This window comes from Flavobacterium plurextorum (assembly GCF_002217395.1).
GTDB classification, from domain to species: domain Bacteria; phylum Bacteroidota; class Bacteroidia; order Flavobacteriales; family Flavobacteriaceae; genus Flavobacterium; species Flavobacterium plurextorum.
The window spans coordinates 1-21112 of sequence record NZ_MUHD01000006.1; the positions used below are offsets into that span (position 1 = coordinate 1).

19 protein-coding genes are annotated in these 21112 nt (G+C 33.3%); 18 read left to right on the forward strand and 1 reads right to left on the reverse strand.

Going from position 1 to position 21112, the window contains the following annotated elements:
* Nucleotides 1–686, forward strand: a 686-nt coding sequence (locus tag B0A81_RS21595; RefSeq protein ID WP_165768030.1) for a hypothetical protein, incomplete at its 5' end; no start/stop codon positions are given.
* A 141-nt stretch (nucleotides 687–827) separates the two neighbouring features.
* On the opposite strand, the gene B0A81_RS03780 is transcribed toward B0A81_RS21595, so the two are convergent.
* Nucleotides 828–1577: a DeoR/GlpR family DNA-binding transcription regulator gene (locus B0A81_RS03780; protein ID WP_089056781.1), complete on the reverse strand. Its 750-nt coding sequence runs from the start codon at nucleotides 1575–1577 to the stop codon at nucleotides 828–830.
* 220 nt (nucleotides 1578–1797) lie between these two features.
* On the opposite strand from B0A81_RS03780, the gene B0A81_RS03785 reads away from it, so the two are divergent.
* From B0A81_RS03785 to B0A81_RS03865, 17 genes are all read left to right on the forward strand, one after another.
* Entirely contained in the window at nucleotides 1798–4860 is a 3063-nt protein-coding gene (locus tag B0A81_RS03785; protein ID WP_089056782.1) for a SusC/RagA family TonB-linked outer membrane protein, read from the forward strand.
* A gap of 15 nt (nucleotides 4861–4875) precedes the next feature.
* The gene (locus tag B0A81_RS03790; protein ID WP_089056783.1) at nucleotides 4876–6153 is read left to right on the forward strand and encodes a RagB/SusD family nutrient uptake outer membrane protein; all 1278 of its coding nucleotides are present in this window, start codon (nucleotides 4876–4878) and stop codon (nucleotides 6151–6153) included.
* A 246-nt stretch (nucleotides 6154–6399) separates the two neighbouring features.
* The gene (locus B0A81_RS03795; RefSeq protein WP_089056784.1) at nucleotides 6400–7971 is read left to right on the forward strand and encodes a glycoside hydrolase family 10 protein; all 1572 of its coding nucleotides are present in this window, start codon (nucleotides 6400–6402) and stop codon (nucleotides 7969–7971) included.
* Nucleotides 7958–9280 (forward strand): MFS transporter, encoded by a 1323-nt coding sequence (locus B0A81_RS03800; protein WP_089056785.1) that lies wholly within the window; start codon nucleotides 7958–7960, stop codon nucleotides 9278–9280. The genes B0A81_RS03795 and B0A81_RS03800 overlap by 14 nt, the downstream gene beginning before the upstream one ends.
* Nucleotides 9281–9301: 21 nt before the next feature.
* Complete coding sequence (locus tag B0A81_RS03805) at nucleotides 9302–9643, forward strand: hypothetical protein (protein ID WP_089056786.1); 342 nt, start codon at nucleotides 9302–9304, stop codon at nucleotides 9641–9643.
* A gap of 194 nt (nucleotides 9644–9837) precedes the next feature.
* A complete protein-coding gene (locus B0A81_RS03810; RefSeq protein ID WP_089056787.1) occupies nucleotides 9838–10287 on the forward strand; it encodes a GNAT family N-acetyltransferase in 450 nt (149 codons plus the stop codon).
* A 2-nt stretch (nucleotides 10288–10289) separates the two neighbouring features.
* Nucleotides 10290–11903, forward strand: a complete 1614-nt coding sequence (locus B0A81_RS03815; protein ID WP_089056904.1) for a glycoside hydrolase family 3 protein — start codon at nucleotides 10290–10292, stop codon at nucleotides 11901–11903.
* Between the two features lie 123 nt (nucleotides 11904–12026).
* Nucleotides 12027–12665 (forward strand): peroxiredoxin, encoded by a 639-nt coding sequence (locus tag B0A81_RS03820; RefSeq protein ID WP_089056788.1) that lies wholly within the window; start codon nucleotides 12027–12029, stop codon nucleotides 12663–12665.
* 247 nt (nucleotides 12666–12912) lie between these two features.
* Nucleotides 12913–13221, forward strand: a complete 309-nt coding sequence (locus tag B0A81_RS03825) for a thioredoxin family protein (RefSeq protein ID WP_008462030.1) — start codon at nucleotides 12913–12915, stop codon at nucleotides 13219–13221.
* A gap of 66 nt (nucleotides 13222–13287) precedes the next feature.
* Entirely contained in the window at nucleotides 13288–13545 is a 258-nt protein-coding gene (locus B0A81_RS03830) for a DUF6952 family protein (RefSeq protein WP_042566605.1), read from the forward strand.
* 373 nt (nucleotides 13546–13918) lie between these two features.
* Nucleotides 13919–14416 (forward strand): thiol peroxidase, encoded by a 498-nt coding sequence (gene tpx, locus B0A81_RS03835; protein ID WP_089056789.1) that lies wholly within the window; start codon nucleotides 13919–13921, stop codon nucleotides 14414–14416.
* 13 nt (nucleotides 14417–14429) lie between these two features.
* Nucleotides 14430–14804, forward strand: a complete 375-nt coding sequence (locus tag B0A81_RS03840; RefSeq protein ID WP_089054575.1) for a diacylglycerol kinase — start codon at nucleotides 14430–14432, stop codon at nucleotides 14802–14804.
* 15 nt (nucleotides 14805–14819) lie between these two features.
* Complete coding sequence (locus B0A81_RS03845; protein ID WP_089056790.1) at nucleotides 14820–17270, forward strand: DNA translocase FtsK; 2451 nt, start codon at nucleotides 14820–14822, stop codon at nucleotides 17268–17270.
* A gap of 7 nt (nucleotides 17271–17277) precedes the next feature.
* A complete protein-coding gene (locus tag B0A81_RS03850; protein WP_123922154.1) occupies nucleotides 17278–17970 on the forward strand; it encodes a LolA family protein in 693 nt (230 codons plus the stop codon).
* An 8-nt stretch (nucleotides 17971–17978) separates the two neighbouring features.
* Entirely contained in the window at nucleotides 17979–19439 is a 1461-nt protein-coding gene (locus B0A81_RS03855) for an LptF/LptG family permease (protein ID WP_089056791.1), read from the forward strand.
* A gap of 2 nt (nucleotides 19440–19441) precedes the next feature.
* Nucleotides 19442–20572, forward strand: coding sequence for a 3,4-dihydroxy-2-butanone-4-phosphate synthase (gene ribB, locus B0A81_RS03860; RefSeq protein ID WP_165768031.1), 1131 nt, complete (start codon nucleotides 19442–19444; stop codon nucleotides 20570–20572).
* A gap of 3 nt (nucleotides 20573–20575) precedes the next feature.
* Nucleotides 20576–20974: an acyl-CoA thioesterase gene (locus B0A81_RS03865; RefSeq protein ID WP_089056793.1), complete on the forward strand. Its 399-nt coding sequence runs from the start codon at nucleotides 20576–20578 to the stop codon at nucleotides 20972–20974.
* Nucleotides 20975–21112 lie beyond the last annotated feature (138 nt).

Consider the following 21112-nt stretch of genomic DNA (forward strand, 5'->3'; position numbering starts at 1 on the left):
AAATTGTAGATTATCAAAAAGAATATAAAGAAATTGCTGTTAAAGAAGATGAGTTTCCTACAGAAATAATTAAAGATGGAGGTACTGAAAAAATATATTTAACTAAATGGAAAGATATTCCAGATTTAGCTAAACAACGCAAAAAAAATATTGACATACTAGTTAATAGAAATAAGTATTTATTCAATAATAATAAAGCTAGTTTAGCTTGGCTAAAATTTAATGATCAAGATTTTTTAGAATCACTAGTAAAAACTTTTGGTTATGTTGCAGATTCTGATTTGTTGAAATGGGTTGTAGATAGAAATCTAAATGATGATGAATTTGATAAATTAATATTTACAAAAACTTGCGATGGTAAATATATTTTTCATAAAGAAATTTTTGAAATTATGAAGCAATCTGATGCAAAAGCGAAAGAAAAATATCTTGCTTTTTTGAGGGAACATTTTCCGAAAATTGATGAGAATAACTCTAATCAAGAAATTAGAATTCAGGCATTATATTGCTATTATTCAACTAAACTTTCTCAAAATTTCGATTCATCTGATCTTTTTGTTTTTTTTCCAAGACTAAATGAGGACAAATTTGAAGAAGAATTTAAGAAAAATAATTATTACAACATATCTGATTTTAAAGAATTATATAAAGATACTAGATATGGAGGTGTAGGAGCTGCAGAATAGTTATCAAAGATTATTTGTAATATAAAAGTAGATAACTAGTTCCGAGGCTCCTGCGCGAATTCTTTCGTGTGGCGGTATAGAAAATCAATTTTTGTATAATCAACTGCAACGGTTTAAGATTTTTAAAAAGCATGTAACTCTTTAAAATAAATGGGCGCCGGCATCGGCAAAATTTTTAATTTTAGAACTATTAGGACTTAATTCCGTTACAATAGCATCTATTTGATTTAGATCGCAGACTTTATGGGGCATTTTGCCATTGATCTTGTCTGAAGTTGCCAAAACGATAACTTTAGCAGAAGCTTTAATCATTTCTTTTTTAATAATCGAAACTTCATAGCCCATTTCGGTCAGTCCTTGATTTACGTCTAGACTGCTTACGCCCAAAAAACAAACGTCGGCTTTAATTTTTGACAATACTTGCACAACATCGATTCCTACGGTTACCATTGCATTTTTTTGCAATTTCCCTCCAATAAAAATCAGTTCTATATTAGGATGCTGTGACAACTGCATGGCTATGGGCAGACTATACGTATATATAGTAGCGGATAAATCTTTTGGAATAAGTTTACAAAAAGATAAGTTGGTAGTTCCTCCAGTCATTATAATTACTTGTCCGTCAACTAAAAACGACAAGGCTTTTTGTCCTACTATGTTTTTTTTATCTTCATTAATGATAGCAATATCAAATACATTGCCCGGCTTATCTTTTACTAGAAAAGCGCCTCCGTAAACTTTATTAATCAAGCCTTTATTATGCAATTCATTAAAATCTCTGCGTATTGTATCTTCAGAGATATTTAATTCTAAAGCGAGATCAATAGTATTGATTTTTTCGACATTCTTAAATTTATCCATGATAAATTGATGTCTTTCTCTTTTAAGCATCTGATTTTTTTTACAAATATAAAATATATTGCATTATTGTGCACGATTTAAGGGTGATATTTTATCAAAGACGCTTACAAATCAGAAATAACGTTTAAACAAAAAAATAAAATGCATTATTATGCATTTTGTATATAATAAATTAAATAAGATGCAAAAAATCGCATTTATTAAAAAAATTTTCTAAATTTAGATTCTATAACTAATCAAATACTTTAATATGAAAAAACTATTATTTATTTTATTTGGAACCATTTTGTTTGCGCAGCCCATATTTGCTCAGACAAAAACCGTAAGTGGTACAATTAAAAGTGAATCTGACGGGCTTTCGCTGCCAGGGGTTTCTGTCTTGATCGAAGGAACTTCTAAAAGCACTGTAACCGATTTAGACGGAAAATTCAGCATTTCCGTAAATGAAAATGAAACATTAGTTTTTAGTTTTGTTGGCTTTGGTGCTAAAAAGGTCAAAATTTCTAACAGCACTAATGTAATTAATCTAAGAATGGCCGAAGAAACCAACACTCTTTCTGAAGTCGTTGTACTTGGATCTACTGTACGCGCTACTCGAAAAGAGTTAGGAAACGCCGTTACTAGTTTAAAGGGAGAAGACTTAATAAAAGCTCAGCCAGGCGGACTTTCGACTGCTTTACAAGGTAAAATTGCTGGAGCGCAGGTTTCTCAAAACTCGGGTGATCCTGCAGGAGGTTTCAGCATTAAACTTAGAGGAACATCGTCTATTTTAGGTTCTTCGGACCCTTTGTATGTTATTGACGGAGTTGTTTTAAACAATGCAACAACAAACGTAACGAACTTAAATGTAACGACTGGAAACTCTAATATGCAGATTGGTCAAAACAGATCATCTGATATTAATCCTAATGATATACAAAGTATTGAAGTATTGAACGGTGGAGCTGCCGCAGCTATTTACGGATCGAGAGCGGCTAATGGTGTGGTTTTAATCACAACTAAAAAAGGTGTTGCAGGCGAAACAAGATATACTTTTTCGACTAGTGTAACTTCTAACCAAATCCGCAAAAAACTAGACTTGAATACGTCTAACAAACAGTTTGTAAATGCTTCACCTGCTTTGTTCCCTATTCAGGGGAATCCTAAAAGCCCAACTACTGTAAATGTATTAGGAAGAGATCTTGAAACTAGAACGATAGATGTACAACGTTATGATTACCAAGATGACATTTTTACAACTGGTGTTGGAACAGATACTTATTTCTCATTACAAGGCGGAGATGAAAAAACAAAATACTTTGCATCGCTTGGTTATTTAGTAAACGAAGGAATTGTAAAAAATACCGATTTTAAAAGAGCGGGTGCAAAAGTAAGATTGAAACATGATTTCAATTCAAAATTGTCTGCAACTGTAGGTTTGAACTATATTAATTCTGCCTCAAATGAAAAACCTGATGGAAACGTTTTCTGGAGTCCAATTAACTCTATAAATATTACTAATAATACTTACGACATTAATAAAAGAGATGCTAATGGAAACTTATTAGCGGTTGATCCTAATAGAGTTAATCCGCTTTCTATTATAGAAACGTTCAAAATCAAACAAAATACGGATCGTATTATTTCGGACTTACAATTAAATTATGTTCCTTTTAAAAATTTCAATGCTGATATGATTTTTGGTGTTGACAATTATAATCAAAGAGGAAATGTATTTATTCCGAGATATCCATATGTAGTTAATCCTGCTTATTATAATGATGGTTACGTTTCTGAAGCGACTAACAGAGTGGTTCAATTTAATAATGACTTGAACTTAAGATATCTTTGGAATATAAACGACAAATGGAAAGCTACAACTTACGGTGGTTACAACGTACAAACGTATCGTGATAATTTTGCAGCTGTTGAAGGACGTAACTTAAAACCATTTATTGAAACTATAAATGCTTTCAATACTTTAATTCCAGGTTCACCAAGTTCAAGCCAGTCAAAATACAATTTATGGGGTTTTTATCTTCAGGAAACTATTGGTTATAAAGACAAATTATACATTACTTTGGCAGGAAGACAAGACGCTTCGACTATATTTTCTAAAGACAATAGATCTCAGTTTTATCCAAAAGCAAGTTTAAGTTATGTACTTTCTGATGAAAAATTCATGGAAGGTATTCATGATGTTGTAAGTTCTGCGAGACTTAGAGGTTCATGGGGAAAATCAGGAAGTTTAACCGCTATTAAACCTTATGCTCGTTTTACAAATTACTCTACAGGAACACTTTTAGGAAATAGTACTTTTACTATTGAAGGCTTCAAACAAGGAAATTTAGACTTAAAACCAGAACAAAGTGTTACTTATGAAATAGGTGGTGATTTTGGTTTTATAAAAGATCGTTTGAATTTATCATTCAGTTATTACAATGCTGATATTGATGATTTGTTATTACCAGTTCAATTAGCAGCTTCTGAAGGAGCTACAAACACAATTAAAAACATTGGTCAAATGAACAATAAAGGTTTTGAGGTAAACCTTAAATACGACCTTATTAAAAAAGAAAACCTGCATCTTGATCTTTTTGTAAACTACAGCAGCAACCGAAATAAAGTAACGGGATTACCACAACAGCGTTTTAAACTAGACAGCAATTTAGCTGGAGCGCCAGTTTTTGTTGAAATGGATAAACCAATTGGTATTTTCTACGGTACGTACTTTGCAAGAAATGCAGACGGAAGCTTATTGCTTACTCCAACCGGTTATCCTCAAACTGAAAAAGGAGATGTAAACACTGGAGTTCCGCAAAGAGATGCTTCTGGACAACCTACAGGAACAATTTTGAACAAACAAATTGGAAACCCAAATCCAGATTACATTATTTCTTTTGGAACAAATCTGAATTACAAAAAATTCGGTTTATCAGTATTATTTGACGGCGTACAAGGCGTAAATGTTTTTGATGCAGATTATAGAACAAGACAAGGTGTAGGTTCTGGAACTCTAGTTGCTAAAGAACTTAGCGGAGAATTACCTCGCGGGTACATTTGGTCTGTTTACAACATCGAAGAATTTAGAGTAGTTGACGGAAGCTACTTAAAATTAAGAGAAGTATCTTTAAATTATTCTTTTGGAAAATTAAATAATTTCTTTGATGATTTAGTAATTACGGCAAGCGGAAGAAACCTAATTTCATGGGATAATTTTACGAGTTTCGATCCAGAGACAAATTCTGGAGGACAATCTTCGGTGGCGAAATACAATTTTGGAACAGTGCCAATTCCTAGTTCATATTCATTGGCAGTAAAAGTTCAATTTTAATCAAACAAAAATATTATGAAAAAAATATTCATCCCTATAGCAGCCTTTGCATTACTTTTTATCAGCTGCAACGAAGAGTATCTAGACCCAACAAAGCCCTCTCAGGATTTAGTTTTTGGCTCTAGAGAAGGTATTATTGGTGCTGCAAACGGATTACAGCAACTTTGGACTATTGACAGAACAAGTCCTGTTTACAATACTATTACTGGAAACGGATTTACAACAAAAGAACTTCGATTGCTAAATGCAGGAAATGTTGACGAAGGTGAACTTTCTGTGGGCGGCGAAGTACTTTCTACTAAAAATAATGTAGTAAATAATCTATGGTCACAATGTCTTGTGATTAAATCTGAATCGCAAAAAGTTATTGATCATGTCGATGTTTTAACTGCCGAAACTGAAAAAGCAAGCGTTCTTGTTCATGCTACTATTTTTAAAGCAATGGCTATAACTACAATGGTTCAGTACTTTCAAAGTGTTCCTCTAAAAACAGGAAAAAATGCCACTTTTGATAGTAGAGCCGACGTTTTAGCTGAAGCGATTAAAATACTAAAAGCGACAGAACCATTTTTAGATAAAGCAACTGGAGTTACCGGCTTAGTAAGTACTGTTAATTACAAAAATACGGTATATGCTCTTTTAGCCAGAACTTATTTAATGGCTGGAGATTATGATAATGCAATCGCATATGCAGCCAAAGTTGACCTTTCGGTTAAATCTGTATTTGCTTTCGATCAAATTAGTCCAAATCCAATTGCTTATATCTCTATAACGACAAACAACGTATTTCAGCCTGTTGATTTAACATTAGGTCTGCCTGCTTCCCTAGCTCCTTCAAGTTCTGACGGAAGATTGAATTTCTACATTAAACCAGGTTCAAACCCTACAGTTGCAACTGGATTTTTTGATACTAATCTTAAGCCGATTCCTGTTTATTTACCAGGTGAAATGACGCTGATCACTGCAGAAGCGTATGCTAGAAAAGATAATCTGCCACAAGCCGTTATAGAATTGAACAAAGTTTTGACTAAAACAGCTGCCGCTGATACTTACGGAATTGGAGCAAATCTAGCACCGTACGCTGGAGCACTTACAAAACCTGCTATTTTGACTGAGATTTACAGAAATCGCTGTATCGAAATGTATATGTCGAGTTTAAAACTAGAAGACAGCAGAAGATTTGATCGTCCAGGTGCTGGAACTGCTGGTGCAGAAAGAAACCGTAATTGGTATCCTTATCCAGATTCTGAAAGAAACAACAATACTAATACACCTCCAGATCCTGCAATATAAGATCTATTAAAATCGAGGCGTTTAGTTACGCCTCGATTTTTATCTTCTAAATACATTTAATTTATTATCAAAAAACTAGTAATATCAAACAGTAATTGCCAAAAATTGAAAATCGGTAAAACTGTCGTAAAAAACAAAAACCAATTGTAAGAAATCCGCATAAATAACGTTCAAATTATAATTTCTGAATTATTTATTATAATCCATTAAAAAAACTATTTTTGGTTTCTGTTAAAAAAGATTGAAATGCATAAAAACCAGCACTTACTGTTCTCTGTACTATTTTTATTTTTCTTCGGATGGAAATCCTTTTCACAAGAAAAAGTAATGCATCCTAAAAATGAATTTAGAGGTGTTTGGATCGCCACCGTGGTAAACATCGACTGGCCAAAAACATCAATTGATAATGTTGAAAAAGAAAAAGCTGATTATTTAGAAATTCTAAACACCTATAAAAAGCTAAATTATAATGCTGTAATTGTTCAAATTAGAAGTGTAGGTGATGCTATTTATCCATCAGAACTAGCACCTTGGTCAAGATTTTTGACAGGAAAAGAAGGTCAGGCACCAAACCCATATTATGATACATTGGCATGGATGATTGAAGAAGCACATAACAGAGGCTTTGAATTTCACGCATGGCTGAATCCATATCGTGCAACTTTCGATTTAAATAAGCAGCAACTAAGTCCAAATCATGATCTTTTTAAACATCCGGAATGGATGATTGAATATGGCGGAAAATGGTATTATGACCCAGCTTTACCTGAAGTTCAGGAACATTTAACTAAAGTAGTTAAGGAAGTAGTTGATAAATATGATATTGATGCCATTCATTTTGATGATTACTTTTACCCGTATACAATTCCTGGAAAAGTTTTTAATGACAATGCTTCCTTCAAAAAATATGGCTCAGGCTTAAGCCGTTCTGACTGGCGTCGTGCAAATGTGAGCAACTTTGTACACACCATTTCTACTACAATAAAAGCAAGTAAACCGTGGGTTCAATTCGGAATTAGTCCGTTTGGCGTTTGGCGAAATAAAGCACAAGATCCTAAAGGTTCTGAAACACAATCTACTTCAAACTATGACGATTTATATGCTGATCCGTTGTTATGGATGGATCAAAAGTGGATCGATTATATTTTACCTCAATTATATTGGAGTATGAACAATCCGAGAGCTTCGTACTCAAAATTGGTGAAATGGTGGTCAGAAAACTCCAATAATACAGCTATTTATATTGGACACGCTTCGTATAAAATTAGAGGTGATGGTGATAAAAGCTGGAATTTTGCCAATGAAATTCCAACGCAGGTTGACTTTGCAAGAAGCTTCAAAAATGTTTCGGGCAGCGCTTATTTCAGTTCGAAATGGTTTATGAATAAAAACTTTGATGTCGCAAGAATTTTAGAAGAAAATCAATATAAATATCCTGCAATTCCTGCAGCCGTTCCCAATTTAAAACACATTATTATTGATACGCCTGTAGTAACTGAATTTGTAAAAGACAGTACAAAATATTCATTCAGTTTAAAAAATCCACTGAATACAAATGTGCGCTATATTGTAATTTATGGCGGCGATCATATTTCAAAAGTCGATATTAACGATGCAACAAAAATAATCGACAAAGTAAGAGCGATTGAAAAAGATGGTGTTATCTCATTTTCAATCCCTGCTGAAAAAATCAGACAATACAAAGCCTGCGCAGTTACATTTATTGACTATTTTGCCAATGAAAGTACACCAGCTGCCGCAGACTTAAAAAAGAATTTTAAAATCTATTTACCTGCCCAACCTAATGAAAACAGATAATCATACTCCTTGGTTTTGGATCCCGCTTCTCAACTTTGCCTCAGGATTACCGTACGCCGTAATTATCTCCGTTTCGGTAATTATGTACAAAAACTTAGGAATTTCAAATGAAGACATTGGTGTTTACACCAGTTTACTATATCTACCGTGGGTAATTAAACCTTTATGGAGTCCTTTTATTGATTTAACCGGAACCAAAAGAAAATGGTTTTTATCGATGCAGTTATTAATTTCAATTGCATTTTTACTCGTAGGATTTACAATTCCGCTCAATGGTTTCTTTATAATGACTTTGGCTATTTTTTGGGTTGCTGCTTTTGCATCAGCTTCAAATGATATTGCCAGCGATGGCTTTTATTTATTGGTTTTACCAAAAGAACAGCAATCTTTTTTCCTCGGAATCAGAAGTACATTTTACAGACTTTCAATGTTAGCGGGAAATGGATTAATCGTGCTTTTTGCAGGTTATCTGGAACATAAATATGGTGATAATACCAAAGCTTGGTCCTATACCATGATTGCTGTTGGTTTATTAATGACATTCATAACTGCTTACAACTTTATCTTCACGCCAAAAAATGAAATAAACGCATCTGCAAATGATAAAAAAACACAGCAGCACCAAAGCTTTGCAACTGTATTTATCAGCTTCTTTCAAAAAAAGCAAATTGGTTTAATTCTGGCTTTTATACTTGTTTTCAGACTTGGAGAATCGCAGCTTCTAAAAATGTTAAGTCCATTTTTACTTGACGGAAAAGAATTAGGCGGAATGGGATTAGATACGGAAGCAGTTGGAATAATCTATGGAACTTTGGGGATTTTCGCTTTAACCGTTGGAGGTATTTTAGGCGGAATTGCAATCTCTAAACATGGACTTACAAAATGGATGCTTCCTATGTTTCTTGCCATGCATTTACCTATTATCGGCTTTATTGGGTTAGCTCATTTTCAACCTGAAGAAATCTTTCATCTGCATTTAAATCTGTATTTTTTCGAAATTAACTCTCCTCTAAATCTCTATACCTGTGTAACAGTTGTTCTTGAGCAGTTTGGATATGGATTTGGCTTTACAGGTTTTATGATGTATTTAATACATGTTGCCGAAGGAGAATCGAAAACAGCACATTACGCTCTTGCAACTGGTTTTATGGCTTTAGGAATGATGCTTCCAGGAATGTTAAGCGGTTTTATACAAAAATATCTAGGTTACGAGAATTTCTTTATCTGGGTATTATTAGCTACAATTCCAGGTTTGATACTTTCTAGATTTTTAGATTTCCCAAAAGATTTTGGTAAAAAAATAGAATAACCGCTATACCTTATAACGCCCATGGAAATCAATGAAACTAAGCAGGCCGAAAGAAACCTGAAAGCAATTGAATTTGAAAAAGCCGTAGAAATTGAAAAAGCAATTGCGTTATACGAAGAAAACATAAAAGAAGGTTTTAAAGGAAATCACTCTTATGATCGACTTGCCGCTATTTACAAAAATCAGCTCGATCTAGACAATGAAATTCGGGTTTTAGAAAAAGCTATTATTATTTACGAAGAAATTACAATCGAAGACAGAATTGAAGGGCTGCCAAAGCTTTTCCGTTTTAAAAACCGACTGGAAAAAGCAATTGAAAACAAAAAACAATTAGCCAAACAAAAAAAGGCAAAACTGAAATAAAGTATTTTTTTTTAACACATAGAAACATAGATTTTTTTGTGCAAAAAGAATAAAAAAGAGAAACTCATTTCTCAACACATAGTCGCGAAGTGTCGAGATGTATTTTAAATAAAGTGAAACGCCTTTTCCGAGATGTAAATTCTATGTTTCTATGTGTTAAAAATTAAGCGATACTGATAAAAATATTTTAGATCATGATTACCATAAAACGAACAAATTCTGACGATATCGATTTTAAAAATCTGGTCGTTTTATTAGATCAGGATTTAGCCATTAGAGATGGTGATGATCATGCATTTTACAATCAGTTTAATAAAACCGATAAAATAAAACACGTTGTCGTTTTTTATGAAAATGATAAAGCTGTTGGATGCGGCGCATTTAGAGAAAAAGAATCAGATACGGTCGAAATTAAACGAATGTATGTTCATCCTGACTATCGAAAAAAAGGAATAGCCTCAAAAATATTGGCCGAATTAGAAATTTGGGCAGCCGAAGTAAAATACAAACACACTATTCTGGAGACAGGCAAAAACCAGCCAGAAGCCATAAATCTATATCAGAAATTAAACTATACCATCATTCCAAATTATCCGCCTTACGAAAAGGTTGATAATAGTGTATGTATGAAAAAGACTTTATAAAAATGAAAATCACAACCGAAGCATTAAAACAAAAAATCGGGCAGTTCTTTTTTCCTGCCGTTTTTATCAACGATACCGAAGAAAATATTCAGGAAACGGAACATTTAATAAAAGAACACAACATTGGCGGATTAACGTTTTTCCATAGTCGTGCCAGCGCTGCAACAAACTACGAAAGCAAGAAAAAAGTTGTTTTTAACGATGACAGTTACGAAAAAATCAAGGCGCTGATTGCTCGTTATCAAAAAGCAGCTTCTACTCCGCTCTTAATCAGTATTGATGCTGAATGGGGATTGGCAATGCGTATCGAAAAAACACCACAATATCCGTATGCAATTACACTTGGTGCTTTGCCAGCAAACAAATCTAAGTTAGTTTACGAAGTTGGAAAACAAATTGGTTTAGACTTAAAAGCAGCCGGAATTCAATACAATTTGTCGCCTTTGGCAGACATCAATAATAACCCAAATAATCCGGTTATTGGATATCGTTCTTTTGGTGAAAACAAAGAAAAAGTAGCCGATTTTTCGATTGAATATTTAAACGGAATGTCTGAAGTTGGCGTTTTAGGCTGTCTGAAACACTTTCCTGGACACGGAAATACTAATGTTGATTCCCATTTAGGATTACCTGTTTTAAAGGAAACACTGGAAGAATTAATGGAGAACGAATTGTACCCTTTCATTAAAGGAATCGAAAATAATGTCGATTCGATTATGATTGGACATTTGGCTGTTCCCAGTTTGAACGACGGAAAAGACACATCGGCAACTTTATCAAAAGCTGTTATTCAAGATCTTTTGCGTGATAAATTAGGTTATGATGGTTTGGTTATTTCTGACGCTTTAAATATGCACAGCGTTTCGAAACTATATGAAACTAAAGGACATTTAGAATGGGAAGCATTTAATGCTGGAAACGATGTTTTATGTTTTGCAGAAAATGTACCTGAAGGAATCGAAGAAATCTTAAAAAATGCTTCGCCAGAACGTATCGAAGAAAGCTTTAATAGAATTATGAAAGCCAAAGAAAAAGCGGGAATTCTTTCTGGAAGCACAGCTGCTTTGGGCGAATTAAACCTCGAAAAAACAGCAGCTCTAAATCTAGAAATTGCCCAAAATGTGATTACAAAAATCATCGACAATTCAAGCACAGAATTAGCTTTTGATGCTCAAAAAGACAATAAACTAGCCAAACTAAGTTTATATAAAAACAACGAAAACAGCTTCTTCAAAACCTTAGACGCAAAATTGCCTTCACCAGAATTTGACTTTGAAAATCTGGAAGCTTCAGATATTACAACAATTAAAAAACAATTAGAAAATTTCGAAACCATTATTATTTCATTATTTGTTCCAAAAGCAAAACCAATGAATAATTTCGAAATCGACAATGAAGTTTTAGAATTGCTTTCTGATTTGCTTGAAACCAAAAAATGCATCCTTTATGTTTTTGGAAATCCATACGTTTTACCTATAATTCCGAATCTAAAAAAGGCTTCAGGATTATTTCAGGCGTATCAAGATTTTGAAGAATTTCAAAAAACGGCAGGAATTCAATTTTTAGAAAATTTTATCACCAGCGGGACTCTTCCTGTAAATATTGATATTCAATAATTTACAATTAAACATAGTCAAAACTTATTAACTTATAAATTTTTATAATCACATCTTATTGTAAGAACCTGTAGTTATGCCCTACTTTTGCATCAAATAAATTTTTAACGTAAAACGAATATTATGTCTTTAGTAGGAAAAAAATTCCCAAGTATTGCAGTAGATGCTATCTCAGAAATGGGTGACAATTTAAAAATCAACATTTTTGAAGAAGCAGTAAACAACAATAAAAAAGTACTTTTATTTTGGTACCCAAAAGATTTTACTTTTGTATGTCCAACTGAATTACACGCCTTTCAAGCTGCATTACCAGAATTCGAAAAAAGAAATACTATCGTAATTGGTGCTTCTTGCGATACTAACGAAGTTCACTTTGCTTGGTTAAATACTCCAAAAAACAATGGTGGAATCGAAGGTGTTACTTACCCAATCTTAGCGGATACAAACCGTAACTTAGCTAACATTTTAGGTATTCTTGATATTGATTCTACAGAATACAGTGAAGAAACTGATTCAGTTATTATCGAAGGTTCAAATGTAACATTCAGAGCTACTTACTTAATTGACGAAACTGGAAAAATCTTCCACGAAAGTGTAAACGATATGCCATTAGGACGTAACGTAAACGAATACTTAAGAATGGTTGATGCTTATACTCACATCCAAACTAAAGGTGAAGTTTGTCCTGCAAACTGGGAAGCTGGTAAAGAAGCAATGTCTGCAGACAGACTAAGTACAGCTGAATACTTAAGCGCAAACTAATTCTTTTTAAGGTTCTGAGGTTCTAAGGTACTGAGACGCTAAGTTTTTTTTACTGAACTTCCAAATCTTAAATACAATTCTACAATATAGTTATCAGGTTCTAAGATTAACACTTAGAATCTTAGAACCTCGATGGCTTTAGATCTCAAAAAAAATAATTTTAACGTTAAGTCATTTTATGGACTAAGGGCTAAAAAAACTTAGAACCTTAGTACCTCAGCGACTTAGCACCTTAAAAAATATAACTATGTTAATCGACTTAAACGAAGATACGTTAGCAGATTTAGTTGCTAAAAACGAAAAAGTAGTAGTACAATATTCAGCATCATGGTGTGGAAACTGCCGTATTATGAAACCAAAATTCAAAAAATTAGCCACAGAAAATGAAGCTATCACTTTTGTTTTGGTTGATGCAGAAAATTCTCCTGAATCAAGAAAGCTTGCTAACGTTAGCAACTTGCCAACATTTGCAACTTTTGTAAACGGACAATTAGTTGGAGAAACTCAAACCAACAAACAAGAAGTTTTAATCGATCTTGTAAACGCAATTGTTTAATTGGTTATTTGTTTATTCGTTTAATCGATTAAACAAATAAACGATTTAACGCTTAAACAAAAAAATATGAAATTACCAGTAATAAAGCAGTTAACGCAATTTATCGAAGAAAACGATCAGGATTATATCATTGAGACTATCGAAGTTCTAGAAGCTATGACCGAAATCCCTTCTTTAAAAGATGAAGAATTAGACGTAATTGGCGAATTGATTTCAAATATGTATGGCGCTCTTGAAGTGCACAAAATGGTTTCGCAAGGAACTGATAAAAAAGAAGCTTTAAACGCATTCATGAAACGCGTTTTGGGCTCGATTGACAAATAAATCGACCTCTTTTTCAGAGAAAAAACAAAAAAACATGACCGAGAAAGCGTTTCTGAATAAGAGACGCTTTTTTTTATTTTACAGTGTTTACTGTTCAGTCACAGTTTTCGCAAAACCTTTGTCAGGCTGAGCGGAGTCGAAGCCTACACAAAGCAAATCGAAAAAGATGAGCAATTTAAATGGTGGAGCTACTTACGCGGGCTTCGACTCCGCTCAGCCTGACAAGCGTAATAAACCTAAAATTATGAAACAAATTCGTGAATTCGTCGCTATCCAAAAACCATCCTTAATCTCTCCTTAAACCCAAAACAAATACTTTTAGATTCAAATATTAATCCTTACTTTTGAGCCTCATTAATTTTAAACAAAAATCATGGCTTCAATAACATTAGGAGGTAATCCAGTTCATACATCAGGAGAGTTACCAGCAGTTGGTTCTAAACTTGCTGACTTCAAATTAGTTCAAAACGATTTATCAGTTGCTTCATTAAGTGATTTCGCTGGTAAGAAATTAGTTTTAAACATTTTTCCAAGTGTTGACACTGGAACTTGCGCAGCATCTGTTAGAAAATTTAATCAAAGTGCAAGCGATTTAGAAAACACAAAAGTTTTATGTATTTCTAGAGATTTACCTTTCGCTCAAAAACGTTTTTGTGGTGCAGAAGGTTTAGAAAATGTTGTTAATTTATCTGATTTTAAAGACGGAAGTTTTGGTAAAGCAAACGGTTTAGAAATCGTTGACGGACCTTTAGCTGGTTTACATTCAAGAGCAATTATTGTTGTAGATGCTGACGGAACAATTACACATACAGAGCAAGTTGCAGAAATTGCAAATGAACCAAATTACGAAGCAGCTCTTGCTGCACTATAATATTTTCCTATAAATGGAGTTTCAAAAAGATAATACCTTTGTTACCGGCCGATTAAAAAGTATGACATATGCTTTTAACGGAGCTGTAAAACTTATAAAAACAGAACACAGCATTATGGTTCAATTCTCATTGGGAATTATAATGACTATTGCTGGTTTCTATTTTCATATTTCACAAACCGAATGGCTTTGTCAAACCTTAGCCATTGGTTTAGTTTTAAGTGTTGAAGGATTGAATACGGCTGTTGAAAAAATTGCCGATTTTATTCATCCTGATTACAGCAAACGAATCGGTTTTATTAAAGATATTGCTGCAGGCGCAGTGTTTTTTGCCGCAATGACAGCAATAGCAATAGGATTGATTATTTATATTCCAAAATTTACATAGGCAAGGAAAGCAAGAATGGCAAAAACAACCAAAAAGGAAACTGTAGACAAAAAAAACGAATCAAAAACTGAGACAATAAGGTCATGGAAATTTTCCAAACAACAAAAATTTGTTGCAGGCTGTCTTTTGGTTCTCTTTTCAATTGCACTATTAGTTGCATTTATTTCTTTTTATGTTAACGGACAATGGCAAGCAGATCAAAGTGCGGTCAGCCAGCTTGGAGATCGCGGCGAAGTTGTAGAAAACTGGCTCGGAAAATTCGGAGCATTTCTTGCTGACTTAATTGTTTATAGAGGTTTCGGAATCGCCTCTTTTATTTTTGTACGCTTATTTTTCCTAACCGGTTTGTTTTTAGCATTAGAACTTTCTACTAAAAAACTAAAAAACACTTGGTTTTGGGATCTATTTGCTATTATAATCATTTCAATTCTATTTGGTTTTTTCGCAACTTCGGCACCAGAACTTGGTGGAACAATTGGTTATGAATTAAACCTTTTCCTTCAGGATTATATTGGTAAAACAGGAACTTTATTAACATTGCTTTTTGGATTGATCGTTTATTTAATTTTTAAAATTAAACTTTCGCCAGAAAAAATTCAATCTTACTTTGACTCTACCAAAAAGGAGTTCAAAACTGAATTAAATGCTATAAAACCTGTACCACAACCAGAAAGCGCCTATAATCTAGAAGAATTTGCGATCGAAGAAGATCCTGAATTGGATAATATTCATCTAAAGACAGACGATTCTAAATTCGAAATCAACAAAGAAGCCTTAAAACCAACAATTTCACATTCATCAGAAATTGATTTAAATCCAGTTGTAAAACCAGTTCAGATGGATATTAATCCCGTAACTGTAACTGCTCCAGTTCATACTGAAGAATTTGTCATTGAAAAAGCTGAGGAAGAAGATATTATTGAAGAAAATCTAGCTTCAAGATTGGTTGCTGATTTTGGTTTATTTGACCCAACTTTAGATTTATCAAATTACAAATTCCCAACCATCGATTTATTAAAAGAATATTCGACTGGCGGAATCACTATTAATCAAGAAGAATTAGAAGAAAATAAAAACAAGATTGTAGACACACTTCGTAACTACAAAATTGAAATTGCACAGATTAAAGCAACCGTTGGTCCATCGGTAACTTTATATGAAATTGTTCCGGAAGCCGGAATCAGAATTTCAAAAATTAAAAGTTTAGAAGACGATATTGCTTTATCATTATCTGCATTAGGAATTCGTATTATCGCTCCAATTCCAGGAAAAGGAACAATTGGTATCGAGGTTCCTAACAAGAATCCAACGATGGTTTCTATGAAAAGCGTAATTGGTTCAGCCAAATTTCAAGAAGCTGAAATGGAATTGCCGATCGCTTTAGGAAAAACCATTTCGAACGAAACTTTTGTTGTCGATTTAGCCAAAATGCCTCACTTATTAATGGCAGGTGCTACAGGACAAGGGAAATCTGTTGGATTAAATGCTGTTTTAACCTCGCTTTTATACAAAAAACATCCTGCCGAAGTAAAATTTGTGTTGGTTGATCCAAAAAAAGTAGAGCTTACGCTTTTCAACAAAATTGAAAGACACTATTTAGCAAAACTTCCAGATACGGAAGATGCTATTATTACAGATAATGCAAAAGTTGTAAATACTTTAAATTCTCTTTGTGTTGAAATGGACAATCGCTATTCTTTATTGAAAGACGCAATGGTTCGTAACATCAAAGAATACAACGAAAAATTCAAATCAAGAAAATTAAATCCAGAAGCTGGACATCGTTTTCTGCCTTACATTGTTTTGGTTGTTGATGAGTTCGCCGATTTAATTATGACTGCAGGAAAAGAAGTTGAAATTCCAATTGCTCGTCTTGCACAATTAGCGCGTGCCATTGGTATTCACTTAATTATCGCAACACAAAGACCGTCTGTAAACGTAATTACAGGTTTAATTAAAGCCAATTTCCCTGCGAGAATTGCTTTTAGAGTAACATCAAAAATTGACTCTAGAACTATCTTAGATACGCAAGGTGCTGATCAATTAATTGGACGTGGAGATTTATTATACTCAAACGGGAATGATGTAATTCGTGTTCAATGCGCCTTTATTGACACTCCAGAAGTTGAAAAAATAACTGATTTTATTGGTTCACAAAAAGCATATTCAACAGCTTATTTACTTCCAGAGTTTGTTGGAGAGGAAACTGGCATTAATCTTGATATGGATATTTCCGAAAGAGACACCTTATTTAGAGAAGCCGCAGAGATTATTGTCAATGCGCAGCAAGGTTCTGCTTCATTACTGCAACGAAAATTAAAATTAGGATACAACAGAGCCGGTCGTTTGATCGATCAGCTGGAAGCAGCTGGAATTGTTGGCCCTTTTGAAGGCAGTAAAGCGAGAAGCGTGAACATCTCTGATCTTAGTGCTCTTGATCAATTTTTTAACAATGAACAAAATTAATCCAATCATGAGAACAAAAATTCAGGAAATCAAGAACAATTCTATCACTAACATGAGTAAAAAGTGTTTTCAAATGGCAATCTTATTGCTTTTGAGCTTCACTTCTATTCAAGCTCAGGATAAAAAAACCAAAGATTTATTGAACGAAGTAACTTCAAAAATAAAAAGCTACAACAATATTGTAATCGATTTTAAATATTCTTTGAATAACGCAAAGGAAAACATTAATCAAGACAGTAAAGGAAATGTAACCATGAAAGGAAATCAATATGTATTGAATTTTATGGGCGTAACTAAAATATTCGACGGACAAAAAACATACACAATTAATCCTGAAGATGAAGAAGTTACCATCTCTAAAATAAACGAAAAAGACGACAACGCTATTACACCTTCAAAAATGTTGACTTTTTTCAATTCTGGCTACAAATACAATATGGATATTGTACAAAATGTTAAAGGGAGAAAAATCCAATACATAAAACTAGCTCCTACAAATGCAAAAGACCAAAGAAAAGAGATTCTTTTAGGCATTGATGTTCAGACAAAACACATATACAATTTAATTGAAACTGGAAAAAACGGAACAAAAACTACTTTGACCGTTAATTCTTTTAAAACCAATCAGCCTTTATCAAAAAATCAATTTACCTTTGTAGCGAGTAAATACCCGAAATACTACATCAATAAATTAGATTAATTACAAGGTTGAAAATTTTAGACAAATACTTACTAAAAACATTTCTGATTACGTTTACTACGGTATTCGTAATCCTTTTTTTTATATTTATATTACAAACCGTATGGCTTTTTATTGCAGAACTTGCAGGTAAGGATCTTGACTTTGTATTAGTTATTAAATTCCTGCTTTTCTCAATGCCGCGTATTATTCCGCTGGTTTTACCTTTATCAGTTTTATTAGCTTCGATTATGAGTTTCGGAAATTTGGCCGAAAACTATGAATTTGCAGCGATGAAATCATCTGGAATATCGCTTCAAAGAGCCATGAGAGTTCTCGTTGTTTTTATATTCGTTCTGAGCATTGTAGCCTTTTGGTTTGCCAACAACGTTATTCCTTATGCTGAATATAAATTTGTTAATTTCCGAAAAAATATCGCTCAAGCAAAACCTGCAATGGCAATTGCCGAAGGACAATTTAACGATGTTGGAACTTACAATATTAAAGTAAATAAAAAATCTGGAGAAAACGGAAATATACTAACCGGCGTTACAATTCATGAAAAATCAAATAACGTTGGAGAAAACAAAACTGTTATCAAAGCCAAAGATGGAGAATTAATCAGTAATGAAAATTCTAGTATTTTAAAACTGGTTTTGAATAATGGTTACTATTATCAAGATGTTACTCCAAAAAAATACGAGGATCGTGCCAAGCTTCCATTTATAAAAGCTGCTTTTAAAAAACATATCATTAACATTGATTTATCAGAATTAAATAAAGTTGATGACAGTAAAGAAAGTATTGCCGGAACAAATGCAATGCTTAATGTAAATGAACTGCGCTATACTTTAGACTCATTAAGCAAAAATCTAGACACCGAAATTATTTCGTTCTCTGAAAATATCAATCAGCGTGTTGGTATTAGAAAATCAATAGCTCCAATCAATGTAGATAAGGCTAAAAAGAAAAAAGCTTTACCAAACGACCTTTTGTCTTTATATACAAACAAACAAAAGTCTGACATTCTAAAAATGGCCAGCAGTAATGTTTCCAGTAACATTTACTCAATTGAATCGACTCAAAAAGATCTAAAAGACAAACAGCGCGAAATCAACAAACACTTAACAGCATTGTACGAAAAATTCGTAATTGCTTTTGCTTGTTTTTTAATGTTTTTCATTGGAGCCCCATTAGGAGCTATTATCCGAAAAGGAGGACTTGGACTACCAATTGTTTTTGCAGTTTTAATTTTCATCTCTTTTCATTTCATCAATACGTTTGGAAAAAGATTATCGCAAGAAGGCGGAATGTCTCCATTTATGGGATCATGGATGTCTTCATTTATATTACTCCCATTAGCTGTATTACTTACTTATCGTGCTACAAACGACAACGGATTAATTAATTTTGATGCGATAACCACTCCTATTTCACAACTATTTCAAAAAATTGCTGAGCGGTTTTCACCGACTCAAAATAAACAATAATTATGTCAACAAAAATTCAACTGAATACCATTGAAGAAGCCATAGAAGACATTCGTCAAGGTAAAGTAATCATTGTAGTCGACGATGAGGATCGCGAAAATGAAGGTGATTTTTTGGCTGCAGCCGAGAAAGTAACACCAGAAATGATCAATTTCATGGCTACTCACGGACGCGGATTAATCTGTACACCACTTACAGAAAGCCGTTGTAAGGAACTTGATTTACGCGCAATGGTTACAAACAATACAGATCATATGGAAACTGCTTTTACTGTTTCTGTTGATTTAAAAGGCAATGGAGTAACAACAGGAATTTCGGCAGCAGATAGATCTAAAACTGTTCTAGCATTAGTTGATCCAAATACAAAACCTCATGATTTAGCACGTCCTGGTCATATTTTTCCTTTAATAGCCAAACAAGGAGGTGTTTTAAGAAGAACTGGCCATACAGAAGCTGCTATTGATTTTGCAAGACTAGCTGGTTTTAAACCTGCTGGTGTAATTTGTGAAATTTTAAACGAAGATGGAACAATGTCTCGTTTACCAGAACTTTTTAAAGTAGCTAAAAAATTCAATTTAAAATTGGTATCAATTGAAGACTTAGTTGCTTACCGAATGCAGCACGACAGCTTGATCGTTAAAAAAGAAGATTTTGATATCGAAACTCGTTTTGGGACTTTCAGATTAAGAGCTTACGAACAAACTACCAATAAACAAATTCATATTGCCTTAACTAAAGGAACATGGAATCTTGGTGAGCCAATCTTAACAAGAATTCACTCTTCGCAAGTAAATAACGACTTATTAGGCACACTAACTAATAATGCTGAACAGCAATTAGATGATATGTTTAAAGTTATTAATGAAAACGGTAAAGGTGCTGTTATCTTTATTAACCAAGATATGACAGCTGTAAACTTACTAAACAGAATTTCTGAACTTAAGGTATTACAAGCACAAGGAACTTTGAAAGCTCCAAAAGTAATTATTGACAGTAAAGATTACGGAATTGGCGCTCAAATACTCCACGATATTGATATTTCAAAAATTAGATTAGTTTCTAATACAGAACAAACAAAACGCGTTGGAATGATTGGATATGGTCTTGAAATTACTGAATACGTAACGTATTAATCTATGGGAACATTAGAAGAAAGAATTTCAAAATCGGAAACTCATATTTTTAAAGCGGTTTTTCCTATTACAACGAATCATTACGACACTTTGTTTGGCGGTACGGCGCTTCATCTAATGGACGAAGTTGCTTTTATTTGTGCTACGCGATTCAGTCGAAAGAAAGTTGTAACGATTTCAACTGGTCAAATTGATTTTAAAAAAGCAATTCCAGCTGGTACTTTAATCGAATTAGTAGCAAATGTTGTCAGCGTTGGAAGAACAAGTTGTAAAATTCACGTTGATATTTTTATGGAACAAATGTATTCAGAACTTCGCGAAACGGTAGTTTCAGGAACTTTTTCGTTTGTTGCAGTGGATGAAAACAAAAAACCAGTGCCAATTTTAGACGACTTAGAGTAAATTTTCCAAAAACATGACTTTCGGAAATACTGATAATTAGACACTTGAAAAATAACTTAAAAAAACCGCTAAAAAAGTTTTTATAATCGGAAAAGCGTACTATATTTGCACTCGCAATCAGATAATGAGAGCGACATA

Excerpts from the sequence above, each read along its gene's own strand:
- B0A81_RS03850 (WP_123922154.1), top strand. The coding sequence starts at position 17,278 with ATGAGAACAAAAATTCAGGAAATCAAGAACAATTCTATCACTAACATG.
- ribB (WP_165768031.1), top strand. The coding sequence starts at position 19,442 with ATGTCAACAAAAATTCAACTGAATACCATTGAAGAAGCCATAGAAGAC.
- B0A81_RS03840 (WP_089054575.1), top strand. The coding sequence starts at position 14,430 with ATGGAGTTTCAAAAAGATAATACCTTTGTTACCGGCCGATTAAAAAGT.
- B0A81_RS03805 (WP_089056786.1), top strand. The coding sequence starts at position 9,302 with ATGGAAATCAATGAAACTAAGCAGGCCGAAAGAAACCTGAAAGCAATT.
- B0A81_RS03845 (WP_089056790.1), top strand. The coding sequence starts at position 14,820 with ATGGCAAAAACAACCAAAAAGGAAACTGTAGACAAAAAAAACGAATCA.
- B0A81_RS03800 (WP_089056785.1), top strand. The coding sequence starts at position 7,958 with ATGAAAACAGATAATCATACTCCTTGGTTTTGGATCCCGCTTCTCAAC.
- tpx (WP_089056789.1), top strand. The coding sequence starts at position 13,919 with ATGGCTTCAATAACATTAGGAGGTAATCCAGTTCATACATCAGGAGAG.
- B0A81_RS03780 (WP_089056781.1), bottom strand. The coding sequence starts at position 1,577 with ATGCTTAAAAGAGAAAGACATCAATTTATCATGGATAAATTTAAGAAT.
- B0A81_RS03815 (WP_089056904.1), top strand. The coding sequence starts at position 10,290 with ATGAAAATCACAACCGAAGCATTAAAACAAAAAATCGGGCAGTTCTTT.
- B0A81_RS03830 (WP_042566605.1), top strand. The coding sequence starts at position 13,288 with ATGAAATTACCAGTAATAAAGCAGTTAACGCAATTTATCGAAGAAAAC.
- B0A81_RS03865 (WP_089056793.1), top strand. The coding sequence starts at position 20,576 with ATGGGAACATTAGAAGAAAGAATTTCAAAATCGGAAACTCATATTTTT.
- B0A81_RS03795 (WP_089056784.1), top strand. The coding sequence starts at position 6,400 with ATGCATAAAAACCAGCACTTACTGTTCTCTGTACTATTTTTATTTTTC.
- B0A81_RS03820 (WP_089056788.1), top strand. The coding sequence starts at position 12,027 with ATGTCTTTAGTAGGAAAAAAATTCCCAAGTATTGCAGTAGATGCTATC.
- B0A81_RS03785 (WP_089056782.1), top strand. The coding sequence starts at position 1,798 with ATGAAAAAACTATTATTTATTTTATTTGGAACCATTTTGTTTGCGCAG.
- B0A81_RS03810 (WP_089056787.1), top strand. The coding sequence starts at position 9,838 with ATGATTACCATAAAACGAACAAATTCTGACGATATCGATTTTAAAAAT.
- B0A81_RS03825 (WP_008462030.1), top strand. The coding sequence starts at position 12,913 with ATGTTAATCGACTTAAACGAAGATACGTTAGCAGATTTAGTTGCTAAA.
- B0A81_RS03790 (WP_089056783.1), top strand. The coding sequence starts at position 4,876 with ATGAAAAAAATATTCATCCCTATAGCAGCCTTTGCATTACTTTTTATC.